General features: G+C 61.2%; 12 protein-coding genes. 4 read left to right on the top strand and 8 right to left on the bottom strand.

Annotated features, from left to right (window positions below; all coding sequences use genetic code 11):
- Position 1: 1 nt before the first annotated feature.
- From V6Z53_RS18505 to V6Z53_RS18490, 4 genes are all read left to right on the top strand, one after another.
- Positions 2-763, top strand: a complete 762-nt coding sequence (locus V6Z53_RS18505; protein WP_338581059.1) for an SDR family NAD(P)-dependent oxidoreductase — start codon at positions 2-4, stop codon at positions 761-763.
- A gap of 12 nt (positions 764-775) precedes the next feature.
- On the top strand, positions 776-1,969 hold the full coding sequence (locus V6Z53_RS18500) for an acetyl-CoA C-acyltransferase (protein ID WP_338581058.1): 1,194 nt from the start codon (positions 776-778) through the stop codon (positions 1,967-1,969).
- A 138-nt stretch (positions 1,970-2,107) separates the two neighbouring features.
- A complete protein-coding gene (locus V6Z53_RS18495; RefSeq protein ID WP_338581057.1) occupies positions 2,108-3,235 on the top strand; it encodes an acyl-CoA dehydrogenase in 1,128 nt (375 codons plus the stop codon).
- Between the two features lie 16 nt (positions 3,236-3,251).
- The gene (locus tag V6Z53_RS18490; RefSeq protein WP_338581056.1) at positions 3,252-4,025 is read left to right on the top strand and encodes an enoyl-CoA hydratase; all 774 of its coding nucleotides are present in this window, start codon (positions 3,252-3,254) and stop codon (positions 4,023-4,025) included.
- A gap of 122 nt (positions 4,026-4,147) precedes the next feature.
- On the opposite strand, the gene V6Z53_RS18485 is transcribed toward V6Z53_RS18490, so the two are convergent.
- The 8 genes from V6Z53_RS18485 to V6Z53_RS18450 form a co-directional block, all read right to left on the bottom strand.
- Positions 4,148-5,299 carry an acyl-CoA dehydrogenase family protein gene (locus tag V6Z53_RS18485; protein ID WP_338581055.1) on the bottom strand — a complete coding sequence of 384 codons (1,152 nt, stop codon included), beginning with the start codon at positions 5,297-5,299 and terminating at the stop codon, positions 4,148-4,150.
- Between the two features lie 3 nt (positions 5,300-5,302).
- Positions 5,303-6,409: an enoyl-CoA hydratase/isomerase family protein gene (locus V6Z53_RS18480; protein ID WP_338581054.1), complete on the bottom strand. Its 1,107-nt coding sequence runs from the start codon at positions 6,407-6,409 to the stop codon at positions 5,303-5,305.
- Between the two features lie 235 nt (positions 6,410-6,644).
- Positions 6,645-7,352 carry an HPP family protein gene (locus V6Z53_RS18475; RefSeq protein WP_338581053.1) on the bottom strand — a complete coding sequence of 236 codons (708 nt, stop codon included), beginning with the start codon at positions 7,350-7,352 and terminating at the stop codon, positions 6,645-6,647.
- A gap of 161 nt (positions 7,353-7,513) precedes the next feature.
- Positions 7,514-8,692, bottom strand: coding sequence for an MFS transporter (locus V6Z53_RS18470; RefSeq protein ID WP_338581052.1), 1,179 nt, complete (start codon positions 8,690-8,692; stop codon positions 7,514-7,516).
- A gap of 152 nt (positions 8,693-8,844) precedes the next feature.
- On the bottom strand, positions 8,845-10,194 hold the full coding sequence (locus tag V6Z53_RS18465) for an MmgE/PrpD family protein (protein ID WP_338581051.1): 1,350 nt from the start codon (positions 10,192-10,194) through the stop codon (positions 8,845-8,847).
- Positions 10,191-11,078, bottom strand: a complete 888-nt coding sequence (locus tag V6Z53_RS18460; protein WP_338581050.1) for a polysaccharide deacetylase — start codon at positions 11,076-11,078, stop codon at positions 10,191-10,193. The genes V6Z53_RS18465 and V6Z53_RS18460 overlap by 4 nt, the downstream gene beginning before the upstream one ends.
- Complete coding sequence (locus V6Z53_RS18455; RefSeq protein ID WP_338581048.1) at positions 11,071-11,919, bottom strand: polysaccharide deacetylase; 849 nt, start codon at positions 11,917-11,919, stop codon at positions 11,071-11,073. The genes V6Z53_RS18460 and V6Z53_RS18455 overlap by 8 nt, the downstream gene beginning before the upstream one ends.
- Before the next feature lie 148 nt (positions 11,920-12,067).
- On the bottom strand, positions 12,068-12,892 hold the full coding sequence (locus V6Z53_RS18450) for an ABC transporter substrate-binding protein (RefSeq protein WP_338581047.1): 825 nt from the start codon (positions 12,890-12,892) through the stop codon (positions 12,068-12,070).
- Position 12,893 lies beyond the last annotated feature (1 nt).

The following is a 12,893-nucleotide window of genomic DNA, read 5'->3' as shown; positions in this document are numbered from 1 at the left end:
GATGCAGATCGAAAACAAGGTTTTTCTCGTCACCGGCGGCGCTTCCGGCCTCGGTGCGGCCACCGCTGAAATGCTGGTCGCGGCCGGCGCCAAAGTGATGCTGGTGGACATGAACGCCGACGCCGTTGCAGCTCAGGCCCAGCGCCTCGGCGCGCAAAGCGTGGTGGCGGACATCAGCAACGAAGCGGCGGCCGAAGCGGCGGTGCAAGCGACAGTCAAAGCCTTTGGCGGCCTCAATGGCCTGGTCAATTGCGCCGGCATCGTGCGTGGCGAGAAGATCCTCGGCAAGAACGGTCCACACGCGCTGTCCAGCTTCAGCCAGGTGATCAACGTCAACCTGATCGGCAGCTTCAACATGCTGCGCCTGGCTTCGGCGGCGATTGCCGAAACCGAAGCGGACGCCGATGGCGAACGTGGCGTGATCATCAACACCGCGTCCGCTGCGGCCTACGACGGCCAAATTGGTCAAGCGGCGTACGCGGCATCCAAAGGCGCCATCGTCAGCCTGACCTTGCCTGCCGCCCGTGAACTGGCGCGTTTCGGCATCCGCGTGATGACCATCGCCCCGGGCATTTTCGAAACGCCGATGATGGCTGGCATGACCCAGGAAGTCCGCGACTCCCTGGCGGCTGGCGTACCGTTCCCGCCGCGTCTGGGCAAACCTGCCGAGTACGCGTCGCTGGTGCGGCATATCATTGAAAACAGCATGCTCAATGGTGAGGTGATCCGTCTCGACGGTGCCTTGCGCATGGCCGCGAAATAAGGAGGAATTGACATGAGCCTTTCCAACGATCCGATTGTCATCGTCAGCGCCGTCCGCACCCCGATGGGTGGTTTTCAGGGCGAACTGAAAAGCCTGACCGCACCGCAACTCGGTGCTGCCGCGATTAAAGCAGCGGTCGAACGCGCCGGTGTTGCCAGCGATGCCGTCGATGAAGTGCTGTTCGGTTGCGTACTGCCTGCCGGTCTCGGCCAGGCCCCGGCCCGCCAGGCTGCGCTGGGCGCCGGGCTGGACAAGTCCACCCGCTGCACCACCCTCAACAAAATGTGCGGTTCGGGCATGGAAGCGGCCATTCTGGCCCACGACATGCTGGTCGCCGGCAGCGCCGAAGTGGTCATTGCCGGGGGCATGGAAAGCATGTCCAACGCGCCGTACCTGCTGGACCGCGCCCGCAGCGGCTACCGCATGGGCCACGGCAAGATACAGGATTCGATGTTCCTCGACGGCCTGGAAGACGCCTACGACAAGGGCCGCCTGATGGGCACCTTTGCCGAGGATTGCGCCGAAACCAACGGTTTCAGCCGTGAAGCTCAGGATGCCTTTGCCATCGCCTCCACCACCCGCGCTCAGCAAGCGATCAAGGACGGCAGCTTCAAGGACGAGATCGTGCCGCTGACCGTGACCGTCGGCAAAGAACAGGTGACGATCAGCAACGACGAACAGCCGCCAAAAGCCAAGCTGGACAAGATCGCCTCGCTGAAACCGGCGTTTCGCGACGGTGGTACGGTGACGGCGGCGAACTCCAGTTCGATCTCCGACGGCGCGGCGGCATTGGTGCTGATGCGCCGTTCCGAAGCGGAAAAGCGTGGTTTGAAACCACTGGCGGTGATCCATGGCCACGCGGCCTTTGCCGATACGCCGGGTCTGTTCCCCGTCGCACCGATTGGCGCTATCAAGAAGTTGATGAAAAAAACCGGCTGGTCGCTCAATGAAGTCGATCTGGTGGAAGTCAACGAAGCCTTCGCCGTGGTCGGCATGGCCGCGATGACGCATCTGGAAATCCCCCACGAGAAACTCAACGTGCACGGCGGCGCTTGCGCCCTGGGTCATCCGATTGGTGCGTCCGGCGCGCGGATTCTGGTGACCTTGCTTTCGGCCCTGCGCCAAAAGAACTTGAAGCGTGGCGTTGCGGCGATCTGCATCGGTGGCGGCGAAGCGACGGCGATGGCCGTGGAATGCCTCTACTAAGCCAACCCCACCCCTGTGGGAGCCAGCCTGCTGGCGATGGCGTCGTGTCAGTCAACGTCTACCTTTATGGCACACCGTCATCGCCAGCAGGCTGGCTCCCACATTGTTCTATGTCGTACCCGATTTTAAGGATTCACCATGATCCCCAATGACGACCAACAACAAATCCGCGACATGGCCCGGCAATTCGCCGAGGAACGGCTAAAACCGTTCGCCGCCGAGTGGGACCGTGAGCACCGCTTTCCCAAGGAAGCCATCGGCGAGATGGCCGAGCTGGGCTTTTTCGGCATGTTGGTGCCGGAGCAGTGGGGCGGTTGCGACACCGGTTACCTGGCCTACGCCATGGCCCTGGAAGAAATCGCCGCCGGCGATGGCGCCTGCTCGACCATCATGAGCGTGCACAACTCGGTGGGCTGCGTGCCGATCCTGCATTACGGCAACGATGAGCAGAAAGAACGCTTCCTCAAGCCGTTGGCCAGCGGCGCAATGCTCGGCGCTTTCGCGCTGACCGAACCGCAGGCCGGTTCCGACGCCAGCGGCCTGAAAACCCGCGCCAAACTGAACGGCGATCACTACGTCCTGAACGGCTGCAAGCAGTTCATCACCTCCGGGCAGAACGCCGGGATCGTGATCGTGTTTGCGGTGACCGACCCGACTGCCGGCAAGCGTGGCATCAGCGCGTTCATCGTGCCTACCGATTCGCCGGGCTACAAAGTCGCGCGGGTCGAAGACAAGCTCGGCCAGCACGCCTCGGACACCTGCCAGATCCTCTTCGAAGACGTCAAAGTCCCGGTGGCCAACCGCTTGGGCGAAGAGGGCGAAGGTTACCGGATTGCCCTGGCCAACCTCGAAGGCGGGCGTGTCGGCATCGCTTCGCAATCGGTGGGCATGGCCCGCGCTGCGTTCGAAGCGGCCCGCGATTACGCTTGTGAACGCGAGAGCTTCGGCAAGCCGATCATCGAGCATCAGGCCGTGGCATTCCGTCTGGCAGACATGGCGACCCAGATCGCCGTGGCCAGGCAAATGGTGCATTACGCCGCCGCCCTGCGTGACAGCGGCAAACCGGCGCTGGTCGAAGCGTCGATGGCCAAGCTGTTCGCCTCGGAAATGGCCGAAAAGGTCTGTTCCTCGGCCTTGCAAACCCTCGGCGGTTACGGTTACTTGAACGACTTCCCGCTGGAGCGGATCTACCGCGACGTGCGGGTCTGCCAGATCTACGAAGGCACCAGCGACATTCAGCGCATGGTCATTTCGCGCAATCTTTGAAAGAAGGAACCATTACGTGAACTACGAAACGATTTTGCTGGAAACCCACGGCCGTGTTGGCCTGATCACCCTCAACCGTCCGCAGGCGCTGAATGCGTTGAACGCGCAGATCGTCAGCGAACTGAACCACGCCCTTGATGGTCTGGAGGCCGATTCGAACATCGGTTGCATCGTGCTGACCGGCTCGAAAAAAGCTTTTGCCGCCGGTGCCGACATCAAGGAAATGGCTGAGCTGACCTACCCGCAAATCTATCTGGACGACCTGTTCAGCGACAGCGATCGTGTGGCCAACCGCCGCAAGCCGATCATTGCGGCGGTCAACGGTTTCGCCTTGGGCGGCGGCTGTGAACTGGCGCTGATGTGCGACTTTATCCTGGCCGGCGACAACGCCAAATTCGGCCAGCCGGAAATCAACCTCGGCGTGCTGCCGGGCATGGGCGGCACCCAGCGCCTGACCCGCGCTGTGGGCAAGGCCAAGGCCATGGAAATGTGCCTGAGCGGGCGCCTGATCGATGCGGTGGAAGCAGAACGTTGCGGGATCGTGGCGCGGATCGTGCCGAGCGATGAACTGCTGGACGAGGCGCTGAAAGTCGCTGCGCTGATCGCCAAGAAGTCCTTGCCGATTGCGATGATGGTCAAGGAAAGCGTCAACCGTGCCTTTGAAGTGAGCCTGTCTGAAGGTGTGCGTTTCGAGCGTCGGGTGTTCCACGCGGCGTTTGCGACGCAGGATCAGAAGGAAGGGATGGCGGCGTTTATTGCCAAGCGTGAGGCGGAGTTCAAAGGTAAGTGATGTAGCGTTCTTGAGGACGCCATCGCTGGCAAGCCAGCTCCCACAGGGTTTTCGGTCGTTCACACATACTGTGTACATCCCGGAACTGTGGGAGCTGGCTTGCCAGCGATGCTTTTAGGGTTTCAAACCAGGTAGTTCTTCAGCTCGCGGGCAATCACCATCCGCTGAATCTCGCTCGACCCTTCGTAGATCTGCGTGATCCGCGCATCCCGGTAATACTTCTCCACCGGGTAATCCTCCAGATACCCATACCCGCCATGAATCTGAATCGCTGAGGAGCAAACCTTCTCGGCCATTTCCGAGGCGAACAGCTTGGCTTGTGACGCCTCCGACAGACACGGTTTGCCGGCCGTGCGCAGGCGAGCCGCATGCAGGATCATCAATCGCGCCGCATTGAGCTGCATGTGCATGTCGGCCAGCAGGTTGGCGATACTTTGGTGCTCGATGATCGGTTTGTCGAACTGCACACGATCACGGGAGTAAGCCAGCGCCGCTTCGAAGGCCGCACGGGCGATGCCCAATGCCTGCGCGGCGATGCCGATGCGGCCGCCTTCGAGGTTGGACAGGGCGATGGCCAGGCCTTTGCCGCGCTCACCCAGCAAGTTGGCTTCCGGAATGGTGCAGTTGTTGAGCGTCACGGCACAGGTGTCGGACGCGCGAATGCCCATTTTGTGTTCGGTGCGGTCGACGATGAAACCCGCGGTGTCGGTCGGCACCAGGAACGCCGAAATACCGCGCTTACCGAGGTCCGGATCGGTCACGGCAAACACGATTGCCAGTTTCGCCCGTTTGCCGTTGCTGACAAATTGCTTGGCGCCGTTGATCACCCACTGACCGTCACGCAGTTCGGCGCGGGTGCGCAGGTTGTGTGCTTCGGAACCGGCCTGGGGTTCGGTCAGGCAGAAGCAGCCGATGGTCTGGCCGCTGGCAAGATCCGCGAGCCAGGTTTGTTTCTGCTCTGTGGTGCCGTAATTGAGCACCGGCCCGCAACCCACCGAGTTGTGGATGCTCATGAACGCACCGGTGGCGCCGTCGCCGGCCGAGATTTCTTCCACCGCCAACGCGTAGGCAACGTAGTCGACGTAGGTGCCGCCCCATTCCTCAGGCACCACCATGCCCAGCAGGCCCAATTCACCCATCTTCGCCACCAGACCGTCGTCGATCCAGCCGGCCTTTTCCCAGGCCTGGGCGTGAGGCGCGATTTCACCGCGGGCAAAGTCCCGGGCCATGTCGCGGATCATTACTTGTTCTTCAGTCAATTCGAGATCGTGCATGGCTCAGCTCCCGCTCTCATCAAAACCGTTGAAGAAACTCGCCACGTGTTCGGCGTCCAGCGCCTGCAAAGTGGGCGGGTTCCAGCGCGGTGATTTGTCTTTGTCGATCAGCAGGGCGCGCACGCCTTCGATCAGGTCGCCGCGCTCGAACCACTGGCGGTCCAGGTGCAGCTCAAGGGCAAAGCATTGTTCAAGGCTCAGGCGCCGACCGCGACGCAGCATTTCCAGGGTCACGCCCATGGCCAGCGGCGAACGCGTCTCCAACAGGTCGGCGGTGTTTTTCGCCCATTCGTGGCTGTCGGCGACCGTTACTTCGCGCATTTGCTCAACCATACTCGGCACGTCAGGCAACGCGAAGAAGTGGTCGATGGCCGGGCGCAAAGTCGCCAATGGCGCATCCGGCAACTGCTGCACGGCGAGCTTCGCCAGCAGGCTTTGCAGGTCCTTCAACGGCGTGTCGCGCCACTCCAGTTGATCGAGCTTTTCGTCCAGCGTGGCCAGTTTACTGCTGTCCAGATACCAGTCGGCCAGGCCGCAATACAGCGCATCCGCCGCGCGGATCTGCACGCCGCTGACGCCCAGATAAATCCCCAGTTCACCGGGAATGCGTGGCAGGAAGTAGCTGCCGCCGACGTCCGGGAAGTAACCGATGCCCACTTCCGGCATCGCCAGACGGCTTTTTTCGGTGACCACCCGCAGATCGGCGCCTTGCACCAGACCCATGCCGCCACCGAGGACGAACCCGTCCATCAGCGCCAGCACCGGTTTACGGTAGTGGTGAATCGCGATGTCGAGGGCGTACTCCTCGACGAAGAAATCTTCGTGCAGCGTGTCACCGCTTTTGAAACTGTCGTAGAGCGAGCGGATATCGCCACCGGCACAAAATGCCTTTTCACCGGCACCGCGTAAAACCACTGCATGCACCTGCGAATCCTGAGCCCAGGCGTCGAGCTGGCGGTGCAGGTTGCGCACCATGTCGAGGGTGATGGCGTTGAGGCCGGCGGGGCGGTTGAGGGTCAGGTGACCGATGTGGTTGCGTACTTCGGCCAGCACTTCGTTTTGCGTGGCATCCATGGACCAGCTCGCCTTCGATGAAACCTGAGCAGTCATCACTAACTCCCTGCTTTTATTGTTCTTTATAGAGAAGCTCGCGCGCGAGCGATGCTGGATCGTAACAGTGCAAATTTGTGATGTACAACCGGGATATGTGCAGGTGCTGTCTGCGTTTTTGCAGTACAGAATTTTGGGTGAGGCTTTTGTAGGAGCAAGGCTTGCCCGCGATGGGGCCCTTTAGATCGCCATCGCGGGCAAGCCTTGCTCCTACAGAAAAGAGACGCTTTGGGGTTCAGGCACTGCGGCTCAGGACTTCCCCAATACTGCGCCGCTTGGCATGCAGTTCGCTGGCATGGATCAGCTGTTCGAGGTCTTCGGGGGTGACGTCGAAGAAGGCTTCCATTTCAGCCAGGGCCAGTTTCAGGTCCTGGGCGGTAATCGCCTGGGATTCCACGGGAGGGTGGTCGGCCGGGACCACGGCGACGGGTTCGCTGGCGCGCTTGGGGTATCGGATGCGGGTCAGGTTGTTATAGGCCAGGGCGCTGAGCAGCATGGTCGATGCAGCGAGCATCACCGGGCCAAGCTCTTTCCAGTCCAGGGCAATGGTCGCCGGGTCGGCCAGGACCAGCAACAATGCCAGTGCTCCGGCCGGCGGGTGCAGGCAACGCAGCCAGCACATCAGGATCACTGCCATGCCGGCGGCGAGGCAAGCGCTGCCGAGGGTTCGTCCGAGCACGTGGGCGACCAGCAATGAGACGACCCCGGCGCTCAAGTAACCGCCGAGTATCGACCAGGGTTGTGCGAGTGCGCCGGACGACACCGCGAACAACAACACCGCCGACGCACCCAGCGGACCGACCAGATGCTGCGCCACTTCCATGCCGAATACCTGAGCACAGACCCAGACGCTGAGCATCGTTCCCAGTGACATACCGATGGCAGCACGGCTCCATTCAGTCGGGCGGGTGTTGATAGCGGCGGGTAACCAGCGTGCGAGCATGATTAAGATCGTTCCGTAGACAAAACCTGAGGAAAAAAAAAGGCTTATCTGGGATACCCAGAAAGCCCTTGAAGGTTGTTCCAACTATTGGGGGAGGAACGAGCACAGTGTGCCGTTACTTGCTGATGCTGACAAATTCATATTAATGAGGCTTCAGTTCATTAATTCTGATGTAAAGCCACGCGACGCCCACTCATGAAACACAGGAACCCGCCCATAGCGGTGAGTGCGCTCAACGCGTAGAACATGGTCGGCGCCGGGGTGTGCATCAACAGGAACCCGCAAATCACCGGGCTCAGCGCGCCGCCGAGTGCCGCCAGGTTCTGGGCACCGTAGTAGCTGCCGCGCAGTTCTTCCGGGGCCAGAGTGTCGACGAAGAGGAATTCGGCCGGGTAAATGATCATTTCCCCGAGGGTGAAAATGAACATCGCCACGCACCAACTGAGCATGCTGTCGGCCAGACTGAAGCCAATCAACCCCAGAATGAACAGGCTGGTGCCGCCGGCAATCCAGTAGCGCAGCTTTTCGCGATTGAGGAAGCGGCCGATCTGGTACTGCAGCAGGATCACGCTGATGGCGTTGCAGGCGAGCAGGGCGGCCATGATTTCCAGGGCGCGTTTGGAGTCGTGGGTCACCAGCAGGTATTGCGACAGGTACAGGGTGAAGCGTCCGTGCACGACGGTGCTGAGCAGGCAGCCGCAGGTGAACATGATCAGCGTGCGGTCGTTCTTCAGGGTGACCAGGGTCTTGAGGAAACTCTGCGGTTGGCCAATCGCTGGCGTCTGCGCCGAATCCTTCGGGATGCCGATCATCAAGAAGATGCTGAAAAACGCGATAGCGCCGGCAATCAGGAACGGCGCAATCGGATACACGCCAGCGATCACTACGCCGAGCATCGGGCCGGTGGCATAGCCGATGTTGGTCAGGGTGTAGCGCAGGGAAAACGCCTTGGCGCGTTGTCCCATGGGCAGGTTTTCGCTGAGGATCGCTTTGGAGCCGATCAGGAACAACGCCGACGCGGTCTCGGTGATCACCAGGGTGGCCGTGGTCAGGTAGAGGTTTTCGGCGAAGGTCAGCAACACAAAACCGATGGCGCTGGAGAGCATCGCCAGAATCAGCAACCGGCGTTTTTCCAGACGATCGATGATGTAGCCGCCATACAGGGCGAGCAGGGTGGCGATGAACACCGCGATGCCCAGCAGCAAACCAACATCCTGTTGGTTGAGCCCGAGCTTGTTGCTCAGGAACAGCGTGAGCAATGGGCTGGTGATGGCGCGGCTGACGACGATGGTCAGCGAAACAATCATCAACCGGCGAATAACGAGCGAGTAAGTGGCCACGGTGAGTGCAAATGTCCTTATTCAGATTTCGTAGTGTCTGGCGCGATACCGAGTTGCTGCCATTCGCGAGCAAGCCCGCTCCCACATTTGGAATGCATCCTCCTGTGGGAGCGGGCTTGCTCGCGAAGAGGCACTTGCGGCAGACATAAGAGTCAAGCCAGCCACCGCTCGAGCGCACGCACCGATTCCATTTCTTCAATCCGCCACAACTGCTCCAGCAAATCCTCAGCCTGCCGCTGTGGAATCACCCGCTCAGCCAAACTGAAAAACTTCTCTTCCAGCGCCGCGTCACTCAACGGATTACCCGGTGCGCCCAACGGCACTTCAACGCACAGACTCGCCTGCCGACCGTCCACGGTCCGCAGCGTCACCACGGGCTCGCCATCCTCGGACAGTTGCGGGTCTACTTCAAGGCGAATGCGCGGCATCCACTGGGCAATGCGCGGATCACGGCGTTGCTCATCGTCATAAGCCTGCAATCGGCAATGACCGTGCACCAGCCGCGATGCCAGTGCATACGGCAAGCTCATCTGCGCGGCCGCGAGGCTGCTGACATCCTGACCACCGCACATGTCATGCAGAAACCCGCACAGCGAAACCTGCACGTCCTCGACCTGATCGACCGGCACCTTCAGTTGATCGAGCAACAGGCCCAATGCATCGATTGCCGAGTGAGTACCACGACACGACGCGTACGGTTTGATCGAACAGCGGGCGAGTTTCCACACTTCGCAGAGACCGGTATCCAGCGCTTCGGCAGTCGAAGTGGCCGGAGCGAGGGTTTTCAGAAAACCGCCCCAGACATCGTCAAATAATTGCTTCGGCCCGCTGATGCCCTGTTGGGCAAACCGCGCCGCCAGGAATCCACCTTCGGCGGCGCGACCGCTGTGCAGTTTTTTGCTTTGCGAACCGTCGTGGATGAAAGCCCACAAACCGCCACTGAAACTCCCGGCGATGCCCAGTGCCGACAAGGTTTGCCCGGCGTCCAGCCCGAGAATCCGCGCACTGGCCGCCGCCGCGCCGAACACGCCGCAAGTCGCCGTGGAGTGCCAGCCGGCGCCGTTGTGGGCCGAATAGCCGCCGCAGGCTTCCAGTACGCGCCGACCGATTTCGTAGCCGATGACCACGGCGGTGATGAACTCACGGCCACTCACCGATTTTTCGGTCATCGACACAGCCGCCATCACTGCCGGCAATACCACCGCGCCGGAATGGTCGCAGCCACCGGTGTCGTCCAGCTCCAGGGCGTGGGCGGCGATGCCGTTGAGCATGGCGGCCTGCGCCGCGCCGACCCGCAAATCGGTGCCCCAAACCAGGCTGTTGCCCGCTTCGCCTTCGAACACCTGTCGCACGGTTTTCGCCACATCGCTGCCAGCCCCGGCCAGTGTCGCGCCGAAGGTGTCGAGGATGTGCCGTTTGGCTCGCTCGACCAGCGCCGGTGGCAGGTCTTCAAACCGCGTGTCGACGCAAAACTGCGCCAGCCGTTGCATGCGTTCGGTCATAGCAGGTAATCCCGGTAATGCCGTTCATACACTGACGCCGGATGATCCTCAGTCACGGGCGCAGCGGATTCGGCCCACCATTGGGCGACTTCGGCGCCAGTGGTGACCCACACGTCCTGGTGCTGCAAAATCCCTTCAAGCAGCTCGCGCAGCACGCCGATCCGTCCCGGCGTGGCAATGATTTCCGGGTGCAGGCGCAGCACGTAACACAGGCCAAAACGATGGAACCCGGCGAAGTCCATTTGCAGGTTGCCCAGGGTGTGGCTGTAAGAGGCGATGCGCGATTGCGCCGGTGGCACGGCGGGGCTGAGGTTGAAGGCGAAGTAGGGGTCGTCCTCCAGTTCATAGTGCAACGGCAGCTCGATCACCTGCGGCGCGGTCGGGTGAGCGAACGGCAGATCATCACCACGCCATGACGACGACCAGCGAATGCCCTGATCGCGCAACGCTTCGATGAAACCCGGCGCACCGTTGCCGGCGGGAATGCGAAAACCGGTTGGACGCTGGCCAGTCAGCGCTGTCAGCGCATCGCAACCCTTGGCGATATCAGCACTTTGCGCAGCAAGGTCAAGCGTGTCGTAGTCCTGATGGCGATATCCGGCGCAGGCGATTTCATGGCCGCCAGCCTGGATCGCGCGGATGTGCTCAGGGTTTTCCTCGGCGACAATGCCGGGGACAAACCAGCTGCTCGCAACCCCAAGTTCCTTGAACAGGCCGAGCAAACGCTCGACGCCGCGCTGGGTGCCGTAGCGCCAGACCGACAGGGTCTTGTCGCGTCCGGCGACTTCCGGGGCCTGGGTGAGGATGCCGTGGATGTCGTTGTAGTCGACGGTCACGACCACGGCGCAGCGATAGCCTTTGGGCCAGTGAGCGGAATCAGCCATGGTGATGCTCCTTCAGCCACCAGTGGGCGACATCGCGGCAGGTGGCGAACCACACGTCCTCGCGTTGGCGCATGTGTTCGAAGAGTTTTTCCAGCAACAGGATGCGCCCCGGTTTGCCGGTGATCTTGGGGTGGAACAAGGTGGTCAGGCACAAGCCTTCGTTCATCGCGCCGTCGAATTCACGGCACCAGTTGTCGAGGGTCAGCTCGTAGCTCGCGGTGCGGTCCAGCCCTGAAGGGAAGTTCGGCGCACGGGTGTAGGCGAGGGAGGCGTAATCGTCCATTTCCCAGCGCCCGGGGATTTCCACCAGTGGCGTGGCGTGGCCGGGTACGTTGACCAGATAGGGACGATCATCGCCGCGCATGCTGCTGGAGTAGGTCACGCCAGCTTCCACCAGCATTGCCGGGGTTTCGGCGCGCCAGTCGCCGGACGGTGTGCGAAAGCCTTCGGCACGGATGTGCAGGTGCTTCCAGAACACCTCGCGGGACAGCTTCATCACGTCCTTTTGCTGTTCCAGCGTCAGGGCGTAAAAAGATTCGTGTTTGTAGCCGTGATACGCCACCTCATGCCCGCGCTCGACAATCGCCTGGCACTGTCTCGGCCAGTTTTCCACGACCCAGGCCGGGACGAAAAACGTCGTCGGGATTTTGAACTCATCGAGCAGATCCAGAATCCGTGGCAATGCCCGATAAGGACCGTAGCCACCGAAACCGAAGTACTCGGGCTTGCGCCAGATCGAGCCGTTGAGCATGGCATCGCCGGTCGGCCCATCAAGGTCGAAGGCCAGGGCCAGACAGGCCTTGTGCTGGTCGGGCCAGGTGGGTTGGGGTGAGGAGGACATCTGTAAGGTGCTCCAACAATATTCAAGTTAACACCAGCCCCTGTAGGAGCGAGCCTGCTCGCGATAGCGGTCTGTCATTCAGCATTGATGTCGACTGAAAGGCCTCATCGCGAGCAGGCTCGCTCCTACAGTGGTTCTGAGGCGACCTTTATTTCCCGGCGTTAATCGTCACAGTCTTGATCGCGCCCAGTTCCAGGTCCCACTTCTTCAGGATCGCCTGATAGCTGCCGTCGTCGATCATGCTTTGCAGCGCAACTTTCACCGCTTCACTCAGCTCAGGCTTTTTCTTGCTCACGCCAAGGCCGGTGAACTGCTCGGAGATCGGCAGGCCCACGGTCTTGTACATGTCCTTTTCCTGGGTTTTGAGATACGACAGGGTTTCACTGCCCTGCATCGCCGCATCGATACGGCTCTGACGCAGTTGTGCGCGGGCGTCGGCCGAGCCTTCGGTGCCGATCACGTTGATCGCAGGCTTGCCGGCGGCTTCACAGTTGGCCTTGCTCCACTCGGCGATTTCCGCCGGGAACGTGGTGCGACGGCTGGTGCCGACTTTCTTGCCGCACAGGTCGACGATCTCGTTGGTGTCCTTGTTTTTCTGCAAGGTGTAGAACTGTGGGCCGCTGGTGAAGTAGTCGACGAAGGTCACGCTGGCCTGACGCTCGGCGGTGTCGGTCATGCCCGACAGCACCATGTCCACGCGGTCGGTGGTCAGCGCGTTGATCATTTGCTCGAAGCCGGTTTCCTGCCATTTGATCTTCACACCCAAGCGCTCGGCCAGGGCGTTGCCCAGGTCATAGTCGAGGCCGGTGAGGGTGTTCGTGGCCGGGTCCTTGAAATCCATCGGCGGGTAGTTCGGCATGATCGCGACGACGATCTCGCCTTTTTCCTTGATGCTGGCCGGCAATTCGGCGGCGAAACTGAAGCCGGAGGCCATGACGCCTGCGAGTACTGCTGGGATGACGAAGTTCTTCATG

The organism is Pseudomonas sp. MAG733B, assembly GCF_036884845.1.
In the GTDB taxonomy this organism is placed as follows: Bacteria; Pseudomonadota; Gammaproteobacteria; order Pseudomonadales; family Pseudomonadaceae; genus Aquipseudomonas.
Note: the sequence above shows the minus strand (reverse complement) of the source record. Positions and strands in the feature narration are given on the sequence as shown.

Coding starts and splice junctions, on each gene's coding strand:
- V6Z53_RS18505 (WP_338581059.1), top strand. CDS start 2: ATGCAGATCGAAAACAAGGTTTTTCTCGTCACCGGCGGCGCTTCCGGC.
- V6Z53_RS18500 (WP_338581058.1), top strand. CDS start 776: ATGAGCCTTTCCAACGATCCGATTGTCATCGTCAGCGCCGTCCGCACC.
- V6Z53_RS18495 (WP_338581057.1), top strand. CDS start 2,108: ATGATCCCCAATGACGACCAACAACAAATCCGCGACATGGCCCGGCAA.
- V6Z53_RS18485 (WP_338581055.1), bottom strand. CDS start 5,299: ATGCACGATCTCGAATTGACTGAAGAACAAGTAATGATCCGCGACATG.
- V6Z53_RS18480 (WP_338581054.1), bottom strand. CDS start 6,409: ATGACTGCTCAGGTTTCATCGAAGGCGAGCTGGTCCATGGATGCCACG.
- V6Z53_RS18475 (WP_338581053.1), bottom strand. CDS start 7,352: ATGCTCGCACGCTGGTTACCCGCCGCTATCAACACCCGCCCGACTGAA.
- V6Z53_RS18465 (WP_338581051.1), bottom strand. CDS start 10,194: ATGACCGAACGCATGCAACGGCTGGCGCAGTTTTGCGTCGACACGCGG.
- V6Z53_RS18460 (WP_338581050.1), bottom strand. CDS start 11,078: ATGGCTGATTCCGCTCACTGGCCCAAAGGCTATCGCTGCGCCGTGGTC.
- V6Z53_RS18455 (WP_338581048.1), bottom strand. CDS start 11,919: ATGTCCTCCTCACCCCAACCCACCTGGCCCGACCAGCACAAGGCCTGT.
- V6Z53_RS18450 (WP_338581047.1), bottom strand. CDS start 12,892: ATGAAGAACTTCGTCATCCCAGCAGTACTCGCAGGCGTCATGGCCTCC.